A 21,422-nucleotide genomic window follows, 5' to 3' on the forward strand; every position below is an offset into this window, starting at 1 on the left:
CAATCCATGCAACCCACCAGTCTGACCGGCTTGTTCTTCTGGGGTTTTCTCGTGGTCTACGGCGCGCTGATGCTGGCCTTGTCGCCACGCGCTGTAACCCTTGGCGGTTTCTTCAATGGCGAGGACAACCAGGGCCGCAGCGCCAGCCCGTGGTTGATCACCTCAAGCATCTTTATCAGCTGGATCTTCGCCAAATCGGTGACCAACGCCGCCAATCTGGGGGCGACTTACGGCCTGGTCGGCGGCCTGGCCTATGCCATGTACTGGCTGTCGATTCCGCTTACCGGCTTTGTCATCTACCGCCTGCGTCGGCGCTTTGCCGCGACCGGCCTGGTGAGCTTTCTCAGCAGCCACTACGGCCGAGGCGCGGCGCTGGCGTTCTCGGCGGCGATTCTGATTCGCCTGTTCAACGAGGTGTGGAGCAACACCGCCGTGGTCGGCGGTTATTACGGCGACTCCGGCAGCATCGAGTTTATTGCCTCGGCCTTGCTGTTTACCGCCGTGACCCTGGCCTACAGCCTGCGTGGCGGCTTGCGCAGCTCGATCATCACCGATGCGGCGCAAGCGGCGATCTTCGTGATTGCCCTGGTCTGGGTGCTGGGTCTGGTGCTGCCACAGCATTCGCCGACTGAGTTGGCCAGCACCAGCCACTGGGCGCTGAATGCCGGCGTCGACCTGCTGCTGGTCGCCGGCCTGCAGGCCTTCAGCTATGGCTTCCATGACCCGGTGCTGACCGATCGAGGCTTTATCAGCGAAGAAAAGGCCATGCGCCGCTCCTTCGTGATTGCCGGGGTGCTCGGCTTTATCGCCATCCTCGCCTTTAGCCTGATCGGCGTGCATGCGCAGCTGGTGGGCGTTGCCGCCTCGGACAATGTGCCGGCCGCCCTGGCCAAGAGCCTGGGCATCGGCGCGCTGCTGGTGATGACCGTGGTGATGGTTTCCGCTGCCGGCTCGACCCTGGATTCGACCTTTTCCAGCCTGGCCAAACTGGCCGGGCGCGAGCTGCCGAAACTGGCTGGCCGCGACCTCGGGCAGAAAGCCATTGGCGTCGGCATGGCGGTGATGGTGCTGTTCGCCCTGCTCGGCAACCTGCCGATGATCGCCGGCACCGACATCCTCAAGGCCACCACCATCAGCGGCACCATGGTGATTGGCTTGGCCCCGGTGTTTGTCCTGCACGGCCTGACCACGCCAACCCGCCTGGGCTTTCACCTGAGTTTCTGGACCGGCCTGGGCCTCGGCGTCGCGCTGACCCTGAACTGGATTCCACAAAGCTGGGCCATCGGCGACGGCAAGTATGCGTTGCTGCTCGGCACCAACCTGTATGGCCTCGGGCTCTGTGTACTCGGCTATCTGCTGCCCGGCTGGCTGCTGCACCGCAAAACAGGTAACGCCTGATGCGTGCTGGCCGCGACTGCCCACTGGACTACCGCCTTACGCGGGATGCCTTTAGCGGTGAGCCGCTGTTCGACTGCCAGGCGCTGTATGTGGTCGGCGGCCTGTATGGCAATCGCCAGGCCCTGACCGCTCTGCAACGGCGCTTGGCGGCGGAGCCAAAGGCGCGGGTGGTGTTTAACGGCGACGCCCACTGGTTTGACCGCGACCCCGAGATTTTCCAGCAGATCGAGCAGGGTCTCAGTGCCCACCTGGCCCTGCGCGGCAATGTTGAAACCGAGCTGGGTCGCGCGGATGACAGCGGAGCCGGCTGCGGCTGCGCCTACCCGATGGACGTGGATGACGCGGTGGTCGAGCGCTCCAATGCCATCCAGCAGGTATTGAACCGAACTGTGCAGGGCTTGCCGGGCATAGCCGAACGCCTGGCGTCACGGCCGAGCACGGCACTGGTCAGTGTGGCCGGGCGGCGCGTGGCGATCAGCCATGGCGACGAGCAATCCCTGGCTGGCTGGAGCTGCTCGCGGGAATCGCTCAGTGCGCCTGAGCGTCAGCAGCAGCTGGATAGCTGGTTCGTCGCGAACAGCGTGCAGGTGCTCGCCACCAGCCATACCTGCTCGGCAGTGGCGTCAAACCTTGAGTACGGCGCGCTGATCAATAACGGCGCGGCCGGGCTACCGAACTTTGCCGGCGGTTGCTATGGCCTGCTCAGCCGCATAGCCAGCACGCCGCACCCGGCGGCGCTTTACCGTTGCCAGCGTGACGGCCTGTTTATCGAAGCGCTGCCTTTGAATTACGACCACACAGCTTTTCTCGCCGACTTCGACCGCCAGTGGCCTGCTGATAGCCCGGCGGCGTTGTCCTACCGTGCACGGGTGCTCGGCCAACTGAGCGACCGCCCCGAGACTGCTCTGCTGGGTGGTTTTAGCCTGTGCCAAAGCCTCTGCGCCCTGGAGGCGCTGACTGATGAATAGCCGCAAACTGGCTCTGATGGGCCTGATCCTCGCGCTGCTGGGCAGTTTCTTTGTCTTCGATATCGGCCAGTACCTCAACCTGGACGCACTCAAGGCGCAGCAAGCGGCGCTGAATGCTCAAGTGGCCGCGCAGCCCTGGCTAGCGGCGGGGCTGTTCTTTCTCGCTTACGTTGCGGTCACGGCCTTGTCGCTACCCGGCGCGGCCCTGATGACCTTGCTGGCCGGCGCGCTATTTGGCCTGTTACAGGGGTTTATCCTGGTGTCCTTCGCCTCGACGCTGGGCGCGACACTGGCCATGCTCAGCAGCCGTTTTCTGCTGCGCGATTGGGTGCAAAGCCGCTTCGGCCAGCGCCTGACCGGTATTGATGCGGGCATCGAACGTGAAGGCGCGTTCTACCTGTTCGCGCTGCGCCTGGTGCCGCTGTTTCCGTTCTTTCTGATCAACCTGGCCATGGGCCTGACCCGCCTGCCGGCGCGTACCTACTGGTGGGTCAGCCAGCTCGGCATGCTGCCGGGCACCCTGGTGTATGTGAACGCCGGGCGCGAACTGGGCCAGCTGGAGTCGCTCGCCGGCATCCTCTCGCCGGGGCTGCTCGGTGCCTTTGTCCTACTTGGGGTGTTCCCGTTGATTGCGCGCAAGCTGCTCGGCCTGATCCAGGCACGGCGGGTGTACGCCGGCTGGCACAAACCGAAAACCTTCGACCGCAACCTGCTGGTGATCGGCGCCGGTGCCGGTGGCCTGGTCAGCGCCTATATCGCTGCGGCGGTGAAGGCCAAGGTCAGCCTGATCGAAAAACACCAGATGGGCGGCGACTGCCTGAACACCGGCTGCGTGCCGTCCAAGGCGCTGCTGCGTTCGGCCAAGTTGGCCAATGAACTGAAAAAGGGCCCGGCGCTGGGCTTTACCGGCGTGCAGGGCACGGTGGATTTTCCGGCCGTGATGCAGCGCATTCAGCGAGTGATTGCCGATATCGAACCGCATGACTCGGTGGAGCGCTACACCGGCCTGGGCGTCGAGGTGATTCAGGGCGAAGCGAAGATTCTTTCGCCCTGGAGCGTGGAAGTGAATGGCCAGACCCTGACCAGCCGCAACCTGATTATCGCCGCCGGCGCGCGGCCGTTGGTGCCGAAGATTCCTGGGCTGGAGCAGGTGCAGAGCTACACCTCGGACAGCATCTGGAGCCTGCGCGAGCAACCACGCTGGCTGCTGGTGCTCGGCGGCGGGCCGATTGGCTGCGAGCTGGCCCAGGCCTTCCAGCGCCTCGGCAGCCAGGTGATTCAGGTGGAGCTGGCCGAGCGCCTGCTGCCGCGTGAAGACGCCGATGCCAGCGAACTGGTCTTGAACAGCCTGCGCGCCGACGGTGTGGATGTGCGCCTGCAACACCGCGCCGAACGTTTTGAAGTGGTGGATGGCGAACAGCGCATGGTCGCCCGCCGGCTGGATACCGGCGAGGAGGTGACCATCGCCTTCGACGGCCTGCTACTGGCCCTCGGCCGGGTGGCCAATGTCACGGGTTACGGCGTCGAGGAACTGGGCCTGACGGTGCGGCCCAACGGCACCCTGGAGGTCGACGAGTATCTGGCGACACGCTTCCCCAATATCTATGCGGTGGGCGATGTCACCGGGCCGTACCAGTTCACCCACGTGGCGGCGCACCAGGCCTGGTATGCGGCGGTGAATGCGCTATTTAGCCCGCTAAAACGCTTTAAGGTGGATTATCGGGTGATTCCCGCCTGCACCTTTACCGACCCCGAAGTCGCCCGCGTCGGCCTGAGTGAAAGTGAGGCCAAGGCGCAGAATATCGCCTATGAGGTGACCCGTTACGGTATCGACGACCTGGATCGGGCCATCGCTGACGAGGCTGCCCACGGCTTTGTCAAAGTGCTGACCGTGCCGGGCAAGGACCAGATTCTCGGGGTGACCATCGTCGGCGAGCACGCCGGGGAACTGCTCGCCGAATACGTGCTGGCAATGAAACATAATCTCGGCCTGAACAAGATTCTCGGCACCATCCACAGCTACCCGACCATGGCCGAAGCCAACAAATACGCGGCCGGCGAATGGAAACGCGCCCATGCGCCGCAGGGGCTGCTGCGGTTAGTGCAACGCTTCCATAGCTGGCGCCGCAGCTGATGCGCAGGTTACTGCTGGCCCTGCTGATGCTGTCGCCGCTGGCCCAGGCCGATAACCAACTGACGCCCTGGACGGACGGCCCGCCCAGCGGCGAGTGGTCGGCGCCCTGGCGTCTGGCGGATATTCCCAAGCTAAAGCCATCCACGCGCACGCTGGTCGAGCAGGATGGCCAGCCAGTGCTGCGCATTCAGGCTGATGCTGCGGCCGGCGGTCTGCTACATCCGCTGGACCTGCCCGGCGATCAGCCCTGGCAACTGAGCTGGCAATGGCGCACCGAGCAGAAACTGGACAAGGCGCGCTTCGCCACCCGTGAAGGTGACGACTACGCCGCGCGGGTTTATGTGCTGCTGGATTACCCGCTGGATTCGCTGAGCTTTGTCACCCGGCAAAAGCTGCGCCTGGCGCGTGCCTTCTTTGATCCGAATCTGCCGGCGGCGACCCTCAGCTACGTCTGGGACAACCGTGCCGCGCCCGGCACCCACGCGCGCAGCGCCTACACCGAAACGGTGGAAATGCAGGTGCTGCGCGGCCCGGAAGCGCCGCTGGGGCAATGGCTCAGTGAAAGCCGTGATCTAAAGGCGGATGCCATCGCAGCCTTTGGCAGCGCCCCGCGCAGAATTCTCGGCGTGGTGTTTGCCGCCGACAGCGACAACACTGGCGAGTCCGCCGACAGCTATTTCGCCACGCCGCTGTTACAGCATCCCCTGACAGACGACAGCACAAGCCCGTAGCATAACGGCACATCGTTTTGAGCCATGGATGCCTGCGTTTGAACCATCACTACGACCTCCTGCTGCTCGGCGCCGGCCATGCCCACCTTGGTGTGCTGCGGCGCTGGGCGTTGATCGAACGACCACCGGGGCGTATCGCATTACTCAGCGCCGGACCGGTGGCCTGGTACTCGGGCATGCTGCCGGGGCTGCTGGCTGGGCGACACAGCGCGGCGGATTGCCAGATCGAACTGCAGGCACTGTGTCGCGCGGCCAAGGTCGAGCTGATCGTCAGCCCGGTGGAAAGCCTGTCCGCCGCCCAGCAACAGGTGCAACTGACCGACGGACGAACCCTGAATGCCAGCTGGCTGTCGCTGAATATCGGCGCGCAGGTTGGCGCACCGCCCCAGCAAGGCGACGCCATGCAGACGCTGGCGGTCAAACCCTTTGCCGAGTTTCTTGCCGGTTGGCAACGCTGGCAGGCCGCACCACAGCCTCTGACAATTCTCGGCGGCGGCGCAGCGGGGGTTGAGCTGGCGCTGGCTTTGGCCGGGCAGGTGCCGCAGCTGGCGCTGTTCTGCGCCGGTCACCTGCTCGATGGTTTGTCGGCTGGCGTGCGCTTGCGCGCCCTCGGCCATCTGCGCCAACGCGGCGTGTGGGTGCGTGAGGATTGCCCGATCAGCCGTATCGAAGGCGACTGCCTGCTCAGCGGTGACGAACCGGTCTGGCGCGGTCAACGCTTGTTGCTGGCCAGTGGAACAAAGGCCTTTGCCTGGCCTGCACACAGCGGTCTGGGCTGCGATGAACAGGGTTTTGTACTGATCGCGCCGACACTGCAGAGCTACACCCACCCGACGATCTTCGCCGCCGGCGACTGCGCCAGCCTGCCCGGTGCGCGCAAAAGCGGTGTCTATGCCGTGCGCCAGGGCCCGGTGCTGGCGGCCAACCTCAACGCCGCGTTACGTGGCCTGCCGCTCAAACGCTACCACCCGCAACGACAAAGCCTGGCGCTGCTCGCCACCGGCGATGGCGGCGCGCTGCTGGACTGGCATGGGCACAGTGCCGGTGGCCAGTTCTATGGCCACTGGAAGGATTTTCTCGACCGTGGATTTATCCAGCGTCATCGCCTTTGACGGCGCGTTAGGGTCTACTGCACAGCATTAAGGCAGTGCGCGAAACAGGCCCTTAGGGATTAACCCACCTGCGACCAAAGTGCCATGGCCGCGAACCGCCATGGGTGCTCGAATCAACCTCCCACCAAAGGTTGGCCGCAGGGAGCGACACCCGCTATGGTCTATAGATTCGCCGACAGCGGCCGATTGCCTGAGCAGGTATATCCGGCTGCACGCACGCAGGTTCCAGCAGGCATGGCCCGCCCATACAGCAGCGGCGCGCCACTGGCAGTTTCTGGTGTTGGCTCGACCAGAATAAAAATAATGAGGTTTGTCATGCGCTCTGCGTTTATTTCCTACCCCAAGGCCTGCCTGCTGCATGCCATCGGGCTGGCCGGGTTGATGGCGGCCTATCAGCAAATACAAGTGCCCTGGTTTATCAGCATTCCGTCCTTTCTGCTGCTGGCCCTGTGGCCCTGGCTGGGCCCCTGGCAGCGCCAGCATGAAGAACTGCCGGCGCAGAGCGACGCCGCCAACGACGCCTTCAGCAACCTCAGCCAGAGCCTGTCCCAACAGACCTGCCACAACGCCCTGGCCGCAGCCGAAGTGGCCCACGCCGCGCAGCAACTGGCCGGCAAACTGCACTCGCAGCTAAGTGCCACCGAGCAGATCAACCAGGCCGCCGAGGCCATCACCCACACCGAACAGGACAATGCCCAGCGCGCCGAACAGACCCTGCTGGCCGCGCAGAGCGTGCGACAGAACAGCAGCAGCGGGCAGCAGGAACTGCGTCAGGCCATTGATGCCATGCAGCACCTGAGCGCGCAGACCGCCACCAGCCGCGAGCTGATCGACGGCCTCAGCAGCCGCACCGAACAGATCGAGAAAGTCACCCAGGTGATCCAGTCGATTGCCAGCCAGACCAACCTGCTGGCGCTCAATGCGGCCATCGAAGCGGCCCGCGCCGGCGACCTGGGGCGCGGTTTTGCCGTGGTCGCCGATGAAGTGCGCAACCTCGCCGGACGCACCAGCAGCGCCACCGAGGAAGTCGGGCAGATCGTCAGCGATATCCGCCAGCAGAGCGCGGCGGTGGTCAGCCATATGCAACAGCAGGCCGAGCAGCTGACCCAGGCCGCGCAGCAGGTCGAGCACACCGGCGAGCAGTTGCAGGGGATTGCTGCACTGGCGGTGGATGTGGAAAACCAGGTCAGCCAGATCGACAGCGGCACCCGCCATAATCACGAGCGCCTGGCCGAACTGTCAGTGGCGGTCAGCCAGTTGCGCGGCGATGTCGGCGACAGTGAAGGGCAGACCCGCCAGCTCAGCAGCGCGGCCGAGCGTCTGGTCGCGCAGGCCGAAAGCGTCAGCGAACAGCTCGCCGAAGTCGGCCTGGATGACTACCACCAGCGCATCTATGACCTCGCCCGCAACGCCGCCGCGCAGATTGCCGCGCAGTTCGAAGCGGACCTGCACAGCGGCCGGATCAGCACCAGCGACCTGTTCGACCGCCACTACCAGCCGATTGCCGGCAGCTTCCCGGCCAAGTACAAAACCCGCTTCGACAGCTACGCCGATCAGGTACTGCCGGCCATTCAGGAACCGCTGCTCAGCCAGCACGAAGGTCTGGTGTTTGCCATCGCCTGCACCGCCGAAGGCTATGTGCCGACGCACAACGCTGCGTTCAACCACCCGCCCTGCGGCGACCGCGCCATCGACAGCGTGAAGAGCCGCAGCAAGCGTCTGTTCAACGACCGCACTGGCATCCGCTGCGGCAGCCACCAGAAGTCGCTGCTGCTACAGACCTATATGCGTGACACCGGCGAGCTGATGCACGACCTGTCGGTACCGATCATGGTTCAGGGCCGCCACTGGGGCGGTTTGCGCCTGGGCTACAAACCCGAACCCTGAGCCGTCATCAGGCGTTTGTACTGACGGGTGCGGCGGGCGCTTTTCAGTTGCTCCAACAGCAGCGCGCGCAAAGGCGATACCTGTGGGTTGGGGCGGCGACCCCGGCTGAGTTGGCGCATCTGGAATTTCACCACCGCCATATAGGCCAGGGAGGCAAACACCTTGTTCTTCCAGCGGATCGCTGGCAGCTCGGCGCTGCTGGGCTGCCCGGCCTGCCATTGTTTCGGCAGCGCGGGGTTGATCGCCAGGGCCGTGGCAATCCCGGCCATGGCCACACCGCTGGCCAGCACCTGCTCGACCACCGGCAAACGGCGAATGCCGCCAGTGACCATGACTGGCATCGTCGCCACAGCGGCGATCTCACCAGCAAACTCCAGGAAGTAGGCTTCACGCGCCAAGGTGCGACCGTCGCGGGCATCGCCCTGCATGGCGGGTGCTTCATAGCTGCCACCGGACAGTTCGACCAGATCCACCGCCTGCCCATTGAGCAGCTGCACCACGCGCTTGGCATCGGCCGCATCGAAACCGCCACGCTGGAAGTCCGCCGAGTTGAGTTTGACCGCCACGCAGAAGCTCGGCGCGACCACAGCACGCACCGCCTTGACCACCTCGAGCAGCAGCCGTGCGCGGTTTTCCAGCGTGCCGCCCCAGCGGTCGGTGCGCTTGTTGCTGATCGGCGAGAGAAACTGGCTAAGCAGATAACCGTGCGCGGCGTGGATCTGCACGCCGGTAAAACCGGCCTGCTCAGCCAGCTGTGCAGTGCGTGCAAAGCGCTGAATGAGGTCCTGAATGTCGGCTTCCTCCAGCGCCCTGGGCACGGGGAACATCTTCGACAGGCCACCCAGCTCCAGCGCCACGGCCGAGGGGGCGACGGTCTGCTGCCCGAGGTTGGCCTGCATCTGCCGGCCGGGGTGGTTGATCTGCATCCACAACTGCGCACCGCGGGCGCGACCAATCCGCGCCCACTCGCGGAATTTGTCCAGTTGCCGCTCATCTTCCAGCACCACGCCGCCGGGGCCGGTCATGGCGCGGCGGTCGACCATCACGTTACCGGTCAACAGCAAGCCGGCACCGCCCTCGGCCCAGGCCTGATACAGGCGCAGCAATTCGGTGGACGGGCCCTGGCTGGCGTCGGCCAGGTTTTCCTCCATCGATGCCTTGGCAATGCGGTTGAACAGGGTGGTGCCGTTGGGCAGTTGCAGCGGTTGGAAGGCAGTCATGGCGTACTCCGAGCTAGCAGATGGAGCAAGGCTAAGGTTAAAGTCAACTTTAAGGTCAATAGCTCGGAACACGAATGATGAAAATTGGTGAACTGGCCAGCCGCACAGGGCTGGCCGCATCGCGTATTCGCTTCTATGAAGCCAGCGGGCTGATCAGCGCCCAGCGCCAGGCCAACGGCTACCGCCGCTATCCGGAACAGGCGGTGCAGACCCTGGGCATTATCAGCTGCGCGCAGCAGGCCGGCTTCAGCCTGGAGGAAATCCGCCGCCTGCTTCCTGATGCCAACACCGAGGGCTGGGCGCATGAGCAGTTGCTCGGCAGCCTGCAACGCAAGGTCGGCGAGATCGAGGCCATGCAGCAACGCCTGGCGCAGAACAAGGCGCAACTGCTGACCATCATCGCCAGCATCGAAAGCAAACCGGAAGGCATGCCCTGCACGGAAAACGCCGAGCGGGTGATAGCCCAGTTGCGCGGTGCATGAGTCACCCGCGCAATGTTTAGCCAGACATTAACCAAGCATGTAAAAAACAGCATTTAACCAACGCATGGCCCCGTGTGAATCTGGCGGTCATGCGCCTTTCTCTTGTGTTCTCTCCCGCCCCGTTGCACGCAGCCGCACCGCGTGACCGGGTCACGCTGCCACACACCCTGGCGTTCTGGGCGTTGTGGCATTGCCGCCACGCGCGCCCGCCGGATGACCGGAGCGTTCAGCCCTGACTGCTCTGCCCATTTCCGTCGTCTACCAGGAAACTGCTTATGAATGCCGCCCTCAAACCCGTAACGCCCGCCGCCGTGCGTTGCCCGTCTTACTACAGCGCCACCCTCAATGAAGAAACAGACTACCCGACCCTGCAAGGCGAGGTCAGCGTCGATGTGGTGATCATCGGCGGCGGTTTTACCGGCGTGGCGTCTGCCGTGGAGCTGGCAGAACGCGGCCTCAAGGTGGCAATTGTTGAGGCCAACAAAATTGGCTGGGGCGCCACCGGGCGCAACGGCGGGCAGGTCACTGGCAGCCTGTCGGGCGATGCGGCAATGACCAAGCAGATGCGCAACACCCTCGGCGAGGAAGTCGAAGACTTTATCTGGCACCTGCGCTGGCGCGGACACGAGATCATCAAGAATCGCGTGGAGAAATACGGCATTCAGTGCGACCTCAAGCACGGTCACCTGCATGCGGCGATGAAGCCAACCCACATGCAGGAACTGGAAGCCACCTACGCCGAAGCGCAGCGCCGCGGCATGGGCGCTGATGTGACCCTGCTCGACCGCGCAGGCGTACGCAGCCACCTGGCCAGCGACCTGTACAGCGGCGCGCTGAAGAACACCCGCAATATGCACCTGCACCCGCTGAACCTGTGCATCGGCGAGGCCAAGGCCGCCGCCAGCCTCGGCGCGCTGATTTTCGAGCACTCCGAAGTACTGGAGATTGTGCATGGCAACACCCCGGCGGTGGTCACCGCCCAAGGCCGGATCAACGCCAAGCAGGTGCTGCTGGCCGGCGATGTGTACCACAAGCTGGAGCCGAAAAAGCTCAAGGGCATGATCTTCCCGGCCATGGGCGGCATCGTCACCACCGCGCCGCTGGGTGAGCTGGCCAAGCAGATCAACCCGCAGGATCTGGCCGTATACGACTGCCGTTTCGTCCTCGACTACTACCGCATGACCGCCGACGGTCGCCTGCTGTTCGGCGGTGGCTGCAACTACTCGGGGCGCGACTCACGGGATATCGCCGGCGAACTGCGCCCCGGCATCGAGCAGACTTTCCCGCAGCTCAAGGGCGTCGCCATTGATTTTCAGTGGAGCTGCGCCATGGGCATCGTGATCAACCGCATCCCGCAGCTGGGCAAGCTCTCGGACAACGTCTGGTACTGCCAGGGCTACTCCGGCCACGGCATCGCCACCACCCACATCATGGGCGAGATCATGGCCAACGCCCTGACCGGAACAATGGGCCACTACGACACCTTCGCCGCCTGCAAACACATCAAGGTGCCGCTGGGCGATGTGTTCGGCAACCCGATGCTGGCCGCCGGCATGTGGTACTACCAGATGCTGGAAAAGCTGCGCTAAGAAGGCTGCGGCGCTGACGTGTGAGCGCAGTCCGCTGATCAGCTGCCGGGGCACACGTCACCGGCAGCATTGAGTTTTTAATAATAATTATCATGTGCGCCTGAGTAGCCATCCGGCTGACCGGAGCTCACTGTGCCTGCCTCTGAATTTGACCTGTCTACCGACCTCGACACGCTCTACCGCCAGCACCACGGCTGGCTGGAAGGCTGGTTGCGGCGCAAGCTGAACGACACCTTTGCCGCCGCAGACCTGGCCCAGGACACCTTCGTCAGCGTTATTCATTCCGGTCAGGCCCATGAAATTCGCGAACCCCGGCCCTTTCTGGCGACCATTGCGCGCCGACTGATTGCCCATCGTCATCGCCGCCAGCGCCTGGAAGACGCCTACCTTGAAGTGCTCGCCAGCCTGCCGGAAGCAGTTTACCCCTCGCCGGAAGAACAGCTGCAGGCACTGGAAACCCTGCGCCAGATCGACAGCGCCCTTGACGGTCTGCCGGCCCAGGTCAAGGAAGCCTTCCTGCTCGCCCACCTGGAAGAACTCAGCTATGCCGAAATCGCCGAACGCCTGGGCGTGTCCAGCAGCTCGGTGAAGCAGTACCTGATGCGCGCCAACCGCCAATACCTGTTTGCCCTGGCCAACTGACATGAACGGACAGCACAGCGCGGTTTACCCCAACACACCCGCCAGGCTCTTGGCCGAGGGCCAGCCGATCAGCGCAGCCGTGGCCGACCAGGCGGTGGAATGGCTGACCCTGCTGATGTCAGGCGCAACCAGCGCCCAGGAGCAGCTGGCCTGGCAAGCCTGGCGCGCCGCCAGCCCCGAGCACGAGCGCGCCTGGCGGCATATCGAGGCCATGACCGGACGGCTCAAGGCATTGCCGGCCAAGAGTGCCTACCAGACGCTCTCGCCCTATGCCCGACAAACCACGCAGGCCAGCCGCCGCACGCTGCTGCGTTCGCTGTTCTGGGGTGGCCTGCTGGCCGGCTCCGGGCTGCTGGCCAGCCGCACCAGCACCTGGCAGGAACAGCTGGCCGAACACCGTACCGGCACCGGTGAGCAACGCCGCGTGACCCTCAGCGATGGCACCCACGTCACGCTCAACACCGCCACGGCGCTCGATCTGCAATTCGATGCGCAGACCCGTCTGCTGCACCTGCGCGCGGGCGAGATCATGGTCGTCACCGCCGCGGCCCAGGGCCTGCAGCCCGTCGACCCACGCCCGCTTGAGGTGCAGACCGCGCAAGGGCGCATTCGCGCGTTGGGCACGCGCTTCAGCGTGCGCCAGGACGACGGCCATACCCAGGTGGCCGTACAGGAAAGCGCCGTACAGATCCACCCGACCCGCAGTGACCGCGTGCAAGTGCTACTGGCCGGGCAACGCACCGGCTTCAGCCGCACCCATATCGACCCACTGCGACCGCTGCATGAGGCTGATCTGGCCTGGCCCCGTGGGCAGATCATTGCTGATGACATGCCCCTGGGCGCATTCATCGCCGAGCTTGATCGCTACCGCCCCGGGCTGCTGCGCTGCGATCCACACGTCGCCGGGTTGCGCCTGTCCGGGGTGTTTCCGGTGCACGACAGCGATCGCATTCTCGCCACGCTGCCCAGCGTGCTGCCAGTGCAGGTGCGCACGCGCAGCCGCTACTGAGTGCTGATCGAACAGGCCGGCTAAGCCCGCGTCGCAGCGGATAGTCGAGCGCGACGAAAAATAATTCAGCCACGCACTGCCCGATTGCCATTCTCGCGGCACCTACACAGCAAGAACCTTATTCGCTTTCTGTGCCATGAGCCCCCATGCACCGTGCCAATTACCCCGTGACGCCGCCGCGTCACACCGCGCACAACCTCCAACAGCGGCCGAGTGGCCGCCTGCTCTTGGCCCTGGCCTGCAGCTTGGCCCTCCAGCAACTGCCGGGCGTGGCCATGGCCGCAGACAGCACGCACGCCCAACAGCAAGCGCAACAGGCCTTCACGATTGCCGCCGGGCCTTTGGCGCCGGCGCTGCGCAGCCTGTCGAGCAACGCTAACCTGCTGCTCAGCTTTACCGCCGAACAGACGGCCGACAAGGTAACCGCAGGTCTTCAAGGCCATTACACCGTGCCCGAAGCTCTGGCGACGCTGCTGCTCGATACCGGCTTGCAGGCCGTACAAGTAGAGGCTGGCGGTTATGTGCTGCGGCCCGCACCCGCGCACACGGACAACGCAGCGGCCCGTGCCGAGCTGCCTGCCATGACCATTTCCGGCAAGGCCAGCCGTTACCAAAGTAGCGTGCCGGTGAGCAGCGCCACCCGCTCCGATGTCGACTCGCTGGATGTACCGCAGACGGTCGATGCCGTGCCGGCTACTGTGCTGCGTGATCGCGGCGCGCGTTCGATCAAGGAAGCCCTGGCCTACACCCCAGGCGTGACCAGCAGCACCGGTGAAGGCATTCGTGAGCAGTTCGTCATCCGTGGCTTCTCGGCTATTTCTGATACCTATGTGGACGGCATGCGCGATGGCGGCAACAGCTTCCGCGACACCTTCAACCTGGAGCAGGTCGAAGTGGTCAAAGGTCCCAGCGGCGTGCTCTACGGCCGGGGCTCGGCCGGTGGTTTGATCAACCTGGTGAGCAAACGCCCACACTCACAGGCACAAACTGACCTGGCAGCCAGCCTGGGGACCTACGACGCCCGGCGCCTGACCCTCGACGTCAACCAGCCGCTGAACGAAGCGGTGCAGGTGCGCATCAATGCCATGGCCGACGAGGGCGACTCGTACCGCGATGAGGTCTGGTACAAGAAGCACGGCCTGGCGCTGGCTTCCACCCTGCGTTTCAACGATGACGTGACCCTCGACCTGCGCGCCCAGCACCTGGCCGATGAGCGCGTGTTCGACGCCGGTATTCCCGGGATCAACGGCAAGCCGGCGGATGTCTCGCGCTCGACCTATTACGGCTCGGCCAACCCCGGCGATAACGACAGCGGCACCAGCGCCGACAGCACCTTCCAGGCCGACCTCAGGGTGGACCTGAGCGACAGCCTGCAACTGCGCAACACCCTGAGCTACCGCACCCTGGACCTTGAGCGTAACCAGACCACCATCAACCGTCTGCTGCTCAACACCGCCACGCCCACCGTGCGCCTGTCGCGCAGCAACTTCGACAGCCAGCAGACCGACCTGGCCAACAAGCTGGAGCTGAGCAAGCAGGTCGAGTGGCTGGGCATCCAGCACGAGCTGATGGTCGGTGCCGAGTACGCCATCGAGGAGCGCGACACCCTGTCACGCGGCGGCGACCTGCCGGCCGCCTACAACCTGTCGGTGTACAACCCGGTGCTCAAGACCGTGCCCTACAGCGCAGCCTCCGTGCGCCGCGATGGCATCTATGAAACCCATACCGCCGGTTATTACATCCAGGACCTGATGCGCTTCAACGAGCACTGGGTGATGCTGCTGGGCCTGCGCGAAGATCAGCTGGAACGCGACTTCGACAACCGCGTCGGCAGTGATTACAGCCGTGATGACGATTACCGCAGCCCGCGCGCCGGGCTGGTCTATCAGCCCAATGACTGGTCGTCCTACTACCTGTCCGCTTCACGCTCCTATCAGCCTGGCAGCGCCACCGGGGTCATCGATCCGGGCAACGCCATCCAGCCGCCGGAGATCACCACCAGCTATGAGCTGGGCAGCAAGCTGCGCCTGAACGACGGTGCCTTGGAGCTGGGCCTGAGCCTGTTCCAGATCATCAAGGAAAACGTGCCGACCCGTGACCCCAGCGACCCCAACGGCCCGTCGCTGTATGTCGGTGAAATCACCGCCGAAGGGGTCGAGCTGTCGGCCCTCGGCGATCTCGGCCATGGCCTGAGCCTGCAGGGCGGGCTCACCTACCTGGATGCGCGGGTGACCCAGTCGAACAACACCACGGCGCCGGCGATCACCCCGGCGCAGCCGGCCACGCCGCTGGAAGGTAAACGGGCGGCCAACGCCCCACGCTTTAGCGCCACCCTGTGGGGCGTCAAAGAGCTGGGTAACGGCTGGCGCGTCGGCCTCGGTGTGCGCCATCAGGGCGATTCCTTCGCCTCGACCACCAACGCCGTCACCCTGCCGGCCTACACCGTGCTGGATGCCGGACTGTTCCATGAGCGCGGCCCCTGGGCGTTTGCCCTCAACGCCCGCAACCTGGGCAACAAGACCTACTACGAGTCGGCCACCAATGACCTCGGCATCCTGCCGGGCGAACCGCGTTCGCTGCAATTCAGCACCAGCTACCGCTTTGAGTGAGGCCGTCATGCACCTGCGCGATGTTATCCAACCGGCCGCGACGGCCAGCCACGTTGTCGGCCTGTGTGCGCTGGCCTATTTCGCCAGCGCACAACTGGTTGGCCTGCTGGCCTGGTGGGGCGGCATGAGTCAGGGCGATGCGGTGATGCTGGCGATCATGCTCGGCTTCATTTACCTGTTGCTGTTGCTGCTCTTGGGCTTTTCCCGCGAGCGCCGACGTAACGCCTGGCTGTTGCTCGGCGGCCTGAGCCTGCTCGCCTGGGGCACGCCCCTGCTGCTGCAGGTGCAAGCATGAAAACAGGATTCAGAAGCCGCATGGGCGAGCTGCACACCTGGGCCGGCGTGTTGCTCGGCGTCTTGCTGTTCGCCGTATTCTGGACCGGCAGCCTGTCGGTGTTCGACAAGGAAATCGACCGCTGGATGATGCCCAGCACCCGCCTGCACTGGGATGACAGCATGCAGCGGCCGTCGCTGGACCGTGACATTCGCCCACTGCTGGAACAACGCGCCGCCAACGCACCCGTCTGGACCATCATCCTGCCCCTGGAGCGCACGCCGTTCCTGACCCTGACTTACGGCAGCGAAGAGTCGCGCAAGAGCAGCCGCGACCTGTTCCACCCGATTACCCTAGAGCCGCTGGCCAAGCCGTTGACCCTGGGTGCCAGTGGCTTTATCTACCCCTTCCACCACAACCTGACGCTGCGCTACAAAAACATCGGCGCCTGGCTGGTGGGCATTGCCGGCATGGCCATGCTCTGCCTGCTGGTGTCCGGCGTGGTCATCCACCGCAAGCTGTTCAGCGAATTCTTCACCCTGCGCCTACACCGCGCCTTCGGCCGCAGCACCCTGGATGTGCATAACGTCGCTGGCGTGGCGCTGCTGCCGTTCCACCTGCTGATCACCCTGTCCGGGCTGATTGTCGCGTTCGCCATCTACTACCCGGATGCGCCGCAACACACCTACCGCGAGCAGGTGCAAAGCGGTGTCAGCGCCGAACGCGCCTTCCTCGGCGAAGCACTCGGCCGTATCCGCCTGCGGGCCGCCAAAGAGCCGGGCGAACTGGCACCGCTGGAACCCATGGTGGCCAAGGCTGAGCAGCACTGGGGGTCGGGCTCGGTGTACCTGCTGCGGATCAACAATCCCAAGGATGCCAACGGCAATGTGCTGCTGCGCCGCACCAGCCACAGCAGCGTGACCAAGGACATCGACAACTTCCGCTTTGCCAACGTCAGCGGTGAGGTCATGGGCCGCTTTCAGGCATCAGCCACGGTGAACACCTGGAACTTCATCGCCGGCCTGCACTACATCCAGTTCCGCCACGACGCCCTGCGCTGGCTGTATTTCCTCGGCGGGCTGGGCGGTTGTGTGGTGATCGCCACCGGGCTGTTCTTCTGGACCCAGGCCCGGCGCAAGAAGCAGCAGCGCCATGGCCATCTCGGTGTCTCGCTGCTGGACGCCCTGAGCATTGCCGGCGTGTGCGGGGTGATTCTCGCCACCCTGGCGTTTCTGCTCGCCAACCGCTGGCTGCCCATGCAGGAGCAGCTGTTTGGCCTGGGCCGCGCCCGCGTCGAAATCCTGAGTTTCTATGCCATGTGGCTCGTGGCGAGCGCCCATGCTGTGTGGCGAGTGGCGCTGGACCCACGCCTCGGTTACCTGCACGCCTGGCGTGAGCAGTGCACGGCGATTGCGCTGCTGGCGGTACTGGCCGTTCTGGCCAACTGGCTGACCACCGGCGATCACCTGCTGGCCACCCTGCGCAGCGGTAACGGCCCGGTGGCCGGCACTGACCTGTGCCTGCTCGCTGCAGCCGCACTCGCCCTGCTGGCCGCGCACAAGCTGCGCCGCCGCGTGCCGCAGGAAGAAACGCTGGAGGTCGCCCATGTCTGACGCCGTTCTGTACTCGCTGTTGGCCCTGCTGCTGGCGGTGCTGGGCTTTGCCTGGCTCGCCCTGGCCTTGCCCAACCATTGGCGTCAGGTGCATCAAGGCGTGCAACAGACGGCGTCACGGCAAGTCGCCCTGCGCAGCGGCGCCAGCCTGATGCTCGGGCTGTCATTGCTGTGCAGCCTGGCGGGCGATTCGCCGGCCATGGCCATCCTGCTGTGGCTGATGCTGCTGGGCGTCGCCACGCTGCTCGTCGCACTGACCCTGAACTGGCGCGCGCAATGGCTGGCCCTGCTTTGGCCAGTCCGGTCTCAGGCCGAGTGATCTGCCGACTGAGTTGCTACGCGGCGGGTAGGCGCCGTGCTCGCTGCGTTATCACGGTCATCGACAAAGGCCACCGCGGGCGAGCCATCGGCATTTAGCTGGTAGATCGCGCTCGGCTGGCCGTTGTCGTTGAACCACACCTGACCGAGCCCCGCGCCATTCCACAGGCGTTCGCCGGCCTTGCTGCGCGAGGGGATGCGCGGTTTGACCTGCATGCGCCGGCGCGTGGTCAGCCAGTTGAGCGGTGACCAGGGCGCGTAGAGCCAGCGGTTGAGGCGGTCGAACCAGTCGAGCAGGCGCGGCGGGAATTCGTTTTTCAGGCCGCTGCTGGTGATCTGCCAAAGCTTCGGCCCGCGCTTGCGCTGGCGAATCAACACCTCGTAGACAAACGAGTAATGCACATCGCCGGAGAGAATCACGTAGTTACCCGGCGTGCGCGAGTGGCGGAAGATATTCAGCATCACCTGCGCGGCGCCCCGGTGGGCCATCCAGTTTTCCGCGTCGACCATCAGCGGATGGCCGGCCCAGCTGAAGACCTTCTGGATGGTCTCGATCAGCTTGACGCCGAACATCGGCGCCGGCGAAACGATGATCGCCGACGGCTGATCCAGCAGCGCCTGCTGAAACTCGCACAGCGCTTCCCAATCCAGCAGACCGGACGGCCGCTTGAGGTTGCGCTCGCTGCGCCAGCGTCGGGTGCGGGTGTCGAGCACCACCAGCGCCGGGCTGCTCGGCAGGACGAATTGCCACTGATGAAAGCTCAGCAGGCTGTCGATCAGCGCATCCTGCGGCTGGCTGTCCATATGGTTGGCAGCATCGCGGCCCTCGGTCATCGCGCGGATCATCTGCAGCGGCTCAGCAAACACATCCGGGTTATTGCCCCAGCCCTGGCACAGCAGGTAGGCGATCAACGCATTGCCGATGATGCGTTTGGAAAACGGGTGGCCGTAGGCGGTCTCTTCCCACTGAGCGGAGAGGTTCCAGTCATCGGTGATGTCGTGATCATCAAAGATCATCAGCGTCGGCAAATGGGCGAGGGCGCGGGCGACCTGGCCCAGCCCACCGCGAAAGACTTCGATGCGCTCACGCTCGGCCTGATAACGCGGCACTTCCTCGGCGCTCAGCGCCGGCATCTCGGCATCCAGCAAGGTCCATGGCGTCGGCGACCAGACCAGCAGGTACATGGCCAACACTTCGGCACAGGTCACCAGGTGGTTATCGGCGCTGTTGGTGGTGAACACCGGTTTTTCCACACCACCGAAAAACCGCTCGCGCAGGGTTTCGTTGCTCTTCAGCGCTGGCAGCAGCTCGGCGCGCTGGTAGTAGCTGGCGGGATGCTGGTACAGCGCCGTGCTGTCAGCGACCACCGCACCTTCAAGGTGCTCGCCAAACAAACCCAGGCGTTCGATCACCTGATGAATCGCCCGCAGCAGCGGCCCGCTGACATCATCGGCGTAGATCTGATCGCCACTCATCAGCAGCAAGGCCGGGCGCTGCTCGGCGGCAGGCGCTTCGGCCAGCAGACGATCTGCGCAGAGTAGGCCATCGGCCGCCGGATGATGCGGCTTGCGGCAAGAGCCGTGCAGCAGATGATCCAGCCGCGCGCGCAGGACGAAATTGGCCTGGGTCGCGCCGTCGTACAGCAAGTGCGGCGCCCAGTCGGCGATGCCCATTTCAGACTGATACGGCTGTTCAATCAGCAGGTCGTAGTCGATCTGCACATCGCAGGGCAGCGGCGCGTCAAGTTTCAGATCAATCAGGTGGATAAACGCCTGCTCGCCCATCTGGATAACCTGGCAGCTGTCGCCAGCCAGCGGCAGCCGTTGTGGCTCGGGCATATCACCATGGCTCAACTGCAGGGTCAGCGATAAGGGGCGGCTGCCAACCAGCCAGAGCACCAGGCGCTGCGCTTCCATGCGGCGCAGCAGCGGGCCGGCCAGCACCAGGGGCAGGTCAGCGTGGGCAACAGCGGTGGCGGTCGGCATCAGGGCGGCGGGCTCTACGCAAATAGGGTCGGTTATAGAGCGCCATTGTGCGGCAGAGGTTCAGTCTTTGCAGCCGCCTACTGCGCCGCCTGACGCAGGCGCGGCAGATCAAGGAGTTCGATCTCGCCATAGGTCAGCCGCAGGATGCCCTGAGCCTCCAGCTCCTTGAGGATCTGGTTGGTGGTCTGCCGGGAGATCGCCAGCATCAGCGCCAGCTGCTCCTGCGGCAGGTGCAGCACCCGGCGCGGCTCGCCCTCGCCATAGTTTTCCGCGATCAGCAGCAACCGCCTGGCCAGCCGTGGGGCAGCGGGCAGCAGGCTCATTTCTTCCAGGGCGATAAACGCCAGGCGCAGTTTGTGGCTCATCAACAGGGCGAAATCACGCCAGTACTGCGGTTGCTGTTCGAGCAGCGCCAGCAGCCGCGCCTGCGGCACCAGCAGCAAAGTCGCAGGGCCTTCGGCAAAGGCATCGTGGGTGCGTGGTTGGCCATCGAACAGGGAGATTTCGCCAAACCAGTAGGGCGGCTCGACCAGGGTCAGCAGCGCTTCCTTGCCGGTGGCACTAACCGCACCAATGCGCATGCCACCCTCGACCACTGCATACAGGCCACAGGGTTTGTCGCCTCGACGAAACAGCACCTGACCGGGCGCCAGTTGCTGCACCTGGGCGGCGGCCAGCAGCGCCTCCTGTAATGCAGCGGGCAGGGCGCTGAACCAGTGTCCCTGACGCAGACGTGCCTGATAGTGGTGGCCGCTGTTCATCGACAGCTCCAGGCGGTTTGTCGGCTAGCTGACAGAGCGCTGCGTGGGCGTGGGTTCATGCTGGCCACCTGTCTTGCATGAGGAAAATAATAATGAAAACCCTGGTTGATCATCTGGCTCAATACGCGGCCTATCACCGCGACCAACGCAATATTCTCAGCCACTTTATCGGTATTCCACTGATCGTTGTGGCGGTGGCGGTGCTGCTGTCACGCCCGGGCTTCGAGCTGCTCGGCCTGTGGCTGTCCCCCGCACTGCTGGTGGCCGTGGCGGCGGGCGTGTTCTACCTGCGCCTGGACCTACGTTTCGGCCTGCTGATGGCGCTGCTGCTGGTGCTCAGCCTGTGGGCTGCGGCGGGCCTGGCCGTGCAATCGACGGCGGTGTGGCTGAGCGGCGGCATAGGCCTGTTTGTGATCGGCTGGATTATTCAGTTTGTCGGCCATTACTACGAAGGACGCAAGCCGGCGTTTGTCGATGACGTGATGGGCCTGGTCATCGGCCCGCTGTTCGTCGCTGCCGAAGCGGCCTTCCTGCTGGGCCTGCGCAAAGAGGTAGAGCAGGCCATCGTCGAACGCGCCGGCCCGACCTGTATTCGTGAGAAAAAAGCCACTGCTTGAAACTACTAGGCCGCCATCAGCGGCCTCCTAGAACCGATCCGGGTCTCGCGAGCTAGAGCGAGACAAGGCAAA

General features: G+C 64.6%; 18 protein-coding genes. 15 read left to right on the top strand and 3 right to left on the bottom strand.

Going from position 1 to position 21,422, the window contains the following annotated elements; genetic code table 11:
* Nucleotides 1–6 precede the first annotated feature (6 nt).
* From IOD17_RS14150 to IOD17_RS14175, 6 genes are all read left to right on the top strand, one after another.
* Nucleotides 7–1,398: a sodium:solute symporter gene (locus IOD17_RS14150; RefSeq protein ID WP_233685703.1), complete on the top strand. Its 1,392-nt coding sequence runs from the start codon at nt 7–9 to the stop codon at nt 1,396–1,398.
* Nucleotides 1,398–2,366 carry a hypothetical protein gene (locus tag IOD17_RS14155; RefSeq protein WP_233685704.1) on the top strand — a complete coding sequence of 323 codons (969 nt, stop codon included), beginning with the start codon at nt 1,398–1,400 and terminating at the stop codon, nt 2,364–2,366. Before IOD17_RS14150 ends, IOD17_RS14155 begins: the two co-directional genes overlap by 1 nt.
* Nucleotides 2,359–4,500, top strand: coding sequence for an FAD-dependent oxidoreductase (locus IOD17_RS14160; protein ID WP_233685705.1), 2,142 nt, complete (start codon nt 2,359–2,361; stop codon nt 4,498–4,500). The genes IOD17_RS14155 and IOD17_RS14160 overlap by 8 nt, the downstream gene beginning before the upstream one ends.
* Nucleotides 4,500–5,231, top strand: coding sequence for a DUF3047 domain-containing protein (locus IOD17_RS14165; protein ID WP_233685706.1), 732 nt, complete (start codon nt 4,500–4,502; stop codon nt 5,229–5,231). The genes IOD17_RS14160 and IOD17_RS14165 overlap by 1 nt, the downstream gene beginning before the upstream one ends.
* A gap of 38 nt (nt 5,232–5,269) precedes the next feature.
* On the top strand, nt 5,270–6,343 hold the full coding sequence (locus tag IOD17_RS14170; RefSeq protein WP_233685707.1) for an FAD-dependent oxidoreductase: 1,074 nt from the start codon (nt 5,270–5,272) through the stop codon (nt 6,341–6,343).
* Between the two features lie 381 nt (nt 6,344–6,724).
* Complete coding sequence (locus tag IOD17_RS14175) at nt 6,725–8,230, top strand: methyl-accepting chemotaxis protein (protein WP_418904273.1); 1,506 nt, start codon at nt 6,725–6,727, stop codon at nt 8,228–8,230.
* Here IOD17_RS14175 and IOD17_RS14180 read toward each other — a convergent pair.
* The gene (locus IOD17_RS14180) at nt 8,212–9,450 is read right to left on the bottom strand and encodes an NADH:flavin oxidoreductase/NADH oxidase family protein (protein ID WP_233685709.1); all 1,239 of its coding nucleotides are present in this window, start codon (nt 9,448–9,450) and stop codon (nt 8,212–8,214) included. The two genes, IOD17_RS14175 and IOD17_RS14180, sit on opposite strands and share 19 nt — an antisense overlap.
* A gap of 77 nt (nt 9,451–9,527) precedes the next feature.
* On the opposite strand from IOD17_RS14180, the gene IOD17_RS14185 reads away from it, so the two are divergent.
* The 8 genes from IOD17_RS14185 to IOD17_RS14220 all read left to right on the top strand — a co-directional run bounded on the left by IOD17_RS14185 (nt 9,528) and on the right by IOD17_RS14220 (nt 17,987).
* Nucleotides 9,528–9,932 carry a MerR family transcriptional regulator gene (locus IOD17_RS14185; RefSeq protein WP_233685710.1) on the top strand — a complete coding sequence of 135 codons (405 nt, stop codon included), beginning with the start codon at nt 9,528–9,530 and terminating at the stop codon, nt 9,930–9,932.
* Nucleotides 9,933–10,207: 275 nt separating this feature from the next.
* Nucleotides 10,208–11,521, top strand: a complete 1,314-nt coding sequence (locus tag IOD17_RS14190) for an NAD(P)/FAD-dependent oxidoreductase (protein WP_233685711.1) — start codon at nt 10,208–10,210, stop codon at nt 11,519–11,521.
* Between the two features lie 132 nt (nt 11,522–11,653).
* A complete protein-coding gene (locus tag IOD17_RS14195) occupies nt 11,654–12,163 on the top strand; it encodes a sigma-70 family RNA polymerase sigma factor (RefSeq protein WP_233685712.1) in 510 nt (169 codons plus the stop codon).
* Nucleotide 12,164: 1 nt separating this feature from the next.
* A complete protein-coding gene (locus tag IOD17_RS14200; protein WP_233685713.1) occupies nt 12,165–13,172 on the top strand; it encodes a FecR domain-containing protein in 1,008 nt (335 codons plus the stop codon).
* Between the two features lie 146 nt (nt 13,173–13,318).
* A complete protein-coding gene (locus IOD17_RS14205) occupies nt 13,319–15,781 on the top strand; it encodes a TonB-dependent siderophore receptor (RefSeq protein WP_233685714.1) in 2,463 nt (820 codons plus the stop codon).
* A gap of 7 nt (nt 15,782–15,788) precedes the next feature.
* Nucleotides 15,789–16,076: a hypothetical protein gene (locus tag IOD17_RS14210; RefSeq protein ID WP_233685715.1), complete on the top strand. Its 288-nt coding sequence runs from the start codon at nt 15,789–15,791 to the stop codon at nt 16,074–16,076.
* Nucleotides 16,073–17,668 carry a PepSY-associated TM helix domain-containing protein gene (locus IOD17_RS14215; protein WP_233685716.1) on the top strand — a complete coding sequence of 532 codons (1,596 nt, stop codon included), beginning with the start codon at nt 16,073–16,075 and terminating at the stop codon, nt 17,666–17,668. Before IOD17_RS14210 ends, IOD17_RS14215 begins: the two co-directional genes overlap by 4 nt.
* A complete protein-coding gene (locus IOD17_RS14220) occupies nt 17,661–17,987 on the top strand; it encodes a DUF3325 domain-containing protein (protein WP_233685717.1) in 327 nt (108 codons plus the stop codon). The genes IOD17_RS14215 and IOD17_RS14220 overlap by 8 nt, the downstream gene beginning before the upstream one ends.
* Here the strand turns inward: IOD17_RS14220 and IOD17_RS14225 are convergent.
* Together IOD17_RS14225 and IOD17_RS14230 are read right to left on the bottom strand one after the other, a co-directional pair.
* On the bottom strand, nt 17,975–19,972 hold the full coding sequence (locus tag IOD17_RS14225) for an alkaline phosphatase D family protein (RefSeq protein WP_233685718.1): 1,998 nt from the start codon (nt 19,970–19,972) through the stop codon (nt 17,975–17,977). The genes IOD17_RS14220 and IOD17_RS14225 overlap by 13 nt on opposite strands.
* A gap of 77 nt (nt 19,973–20,049) precedes the next feature.
* Nucleotides 20,050–20,733: a Crp/Fnr family transcriptional regulator gene (locus tag IOD17_RS14230; protein ID WP_170050273.1), complete on the bottom strand. Its 684-nt coding sequence runs from the start codon at nt 20,731–20,733 to the stop codon at nt 20,050–20,052.
* Between the two features lie 92 nt (nt 20,734–20,825).
* Between IOD17_RS14230 and IOD17_RS14235 the strand changes: the two genes are divergently transcribed.
* Nucleotides 20,826–21,350, top strand: coding sequence for a DUF962 domain-containing protein (locus IOD17_RS14235; protein ID WP_233685719.1), 525 nt, complete (start codon nt 20,826–20,828; stop codon nt 21,348–21,350).
* The last annotated feature ends 72 nt before the right edge of the window (nt 21,351–21,422 follow it).

The sequence above is a fragment of the Pseudomonas anguilliseptica genome (assembly GCF_021375795.1).
In the GTDB taxonomy this organism is placed as follows: domain Bacteria; phylum Pseudomonadota; class Gammaproteobacteria; order Pseudomonadales; family Pseudomonadaceae; genus Aquipseudomonas; species Aquipseudomonas anguilliseptica_A.

Bases quoted from the DNA above. Each gene is read 5' to 3' on its own strand.
- IOD17_RS14165 (WP_233685706.1), top strand. From the start codon at position 4,500: ATGCGCAGGTTACTGCTGGCCCTGCTGATGCTGTCGCCGCTGGCCCAG.
- IOD17_RS14175 (WP_418904273.1), top strand. From the start codon at position 6,725: ATGGCGGCCTATCAGCAAATACAAGTGCCCTGGTTTATCAGCATTCCG.
- IOD17_RS14230 (WP_170050273.1), bottom strand. From the start codon at position 20,733: ATGAACAGCGGCCACCACTATCAGGCACGTCTGCGTCAGGGACACTGG.
- IOD17_RS14215 (WP_233685716.1), top strand. From the start codon at position 16,073: ATGAAAACAGGATTCAGAAGCCGCATGGGCGAGCTGCACACCTGGGCC.
- IOD17_RS14210 (WP_233685715.1), top strand. From the start codon at position 15,789: ATGCACCTGCGCGATGTTATCCAACCGGCCGCGACGGCCAGCCACGTT.
- IOD17_RS14200 (WP_233685713.1), top strand. From the start codon at position 12,165: ATGAACGGACAGCACAGCGCGGTTTACCCCAACACACCCGCCAGGCTC.
- IOD17_RS14160 (WP_233685705.1), top strand. From the start codon at position 2,359: ATGAATAGCCGCAAACTGGCTCTGATGGGCCTGATCCTCGCGCTGCTG.
- IOD17_RS14220 (WP_233685717.1), top strand. From the start codon at position 17,661: ATGTCTGACGCCGTTCTGTACTCGCTGTTGGCCCTGCTGCTGGCGGTG.
- IOD17_RS14150 (WP_233685703.1), top strand. From the start codon at position 7: ATGCAACCCACCAGTCTGACCGGCTTGTTCTTCTGGGGTTTTCTCGTG.
- IOD17_RS14225 (WP_233685718.1), bottom strand. From the start codon at position 19,972: ATGCCGACCGCCACCGCTGTTGCCCACGCTGACCTGCCCCTGGTGCTG.
- IOD17_RS14180 (WP_233685709.1), bottom strand. From the start codon at position 9,450: ATGACTGCCTTCCAACCGCTGCAACTGCCCAACGGCACCACCCTGTTC.
- IOD17_RS14190 (WP_233685711.1), top strand. From the start codon at position 10,208: ATGAATGCCGCCCTCAAACCCGTAACGCCCGCCGCCGTGCGTTGCCCG.
- IOD17_RS14185 (WP_233685710.1), top strand. From the start codon at position 9,528: ATGAAAATTGGTGAACTGGCCAGCCGCACAGGGCTGGCCGCATCGCGT.
- IOD17_RS14205 (WP_233685714.1), top strand. From the start codon at position 13,319: ATGCACCGTGCCAATTACCCCGTGACGCCGCCGCGTCACACCGCGCAC.
- IOD17_RS14155 (WP_233685704.1), top strand. From the start codon at position 1,398: ATGCGTGCTGGCCGCGACTGCCCACTGGACTACCGCCTTACGCGGGAT.
- IOD17_RS14235 (WP_233685719.1), top strand. From the start codon at position 20,826: ATGAAAACCCTGGTTGATCATCTGGCTCAATACGCGGCCTATCACCGC.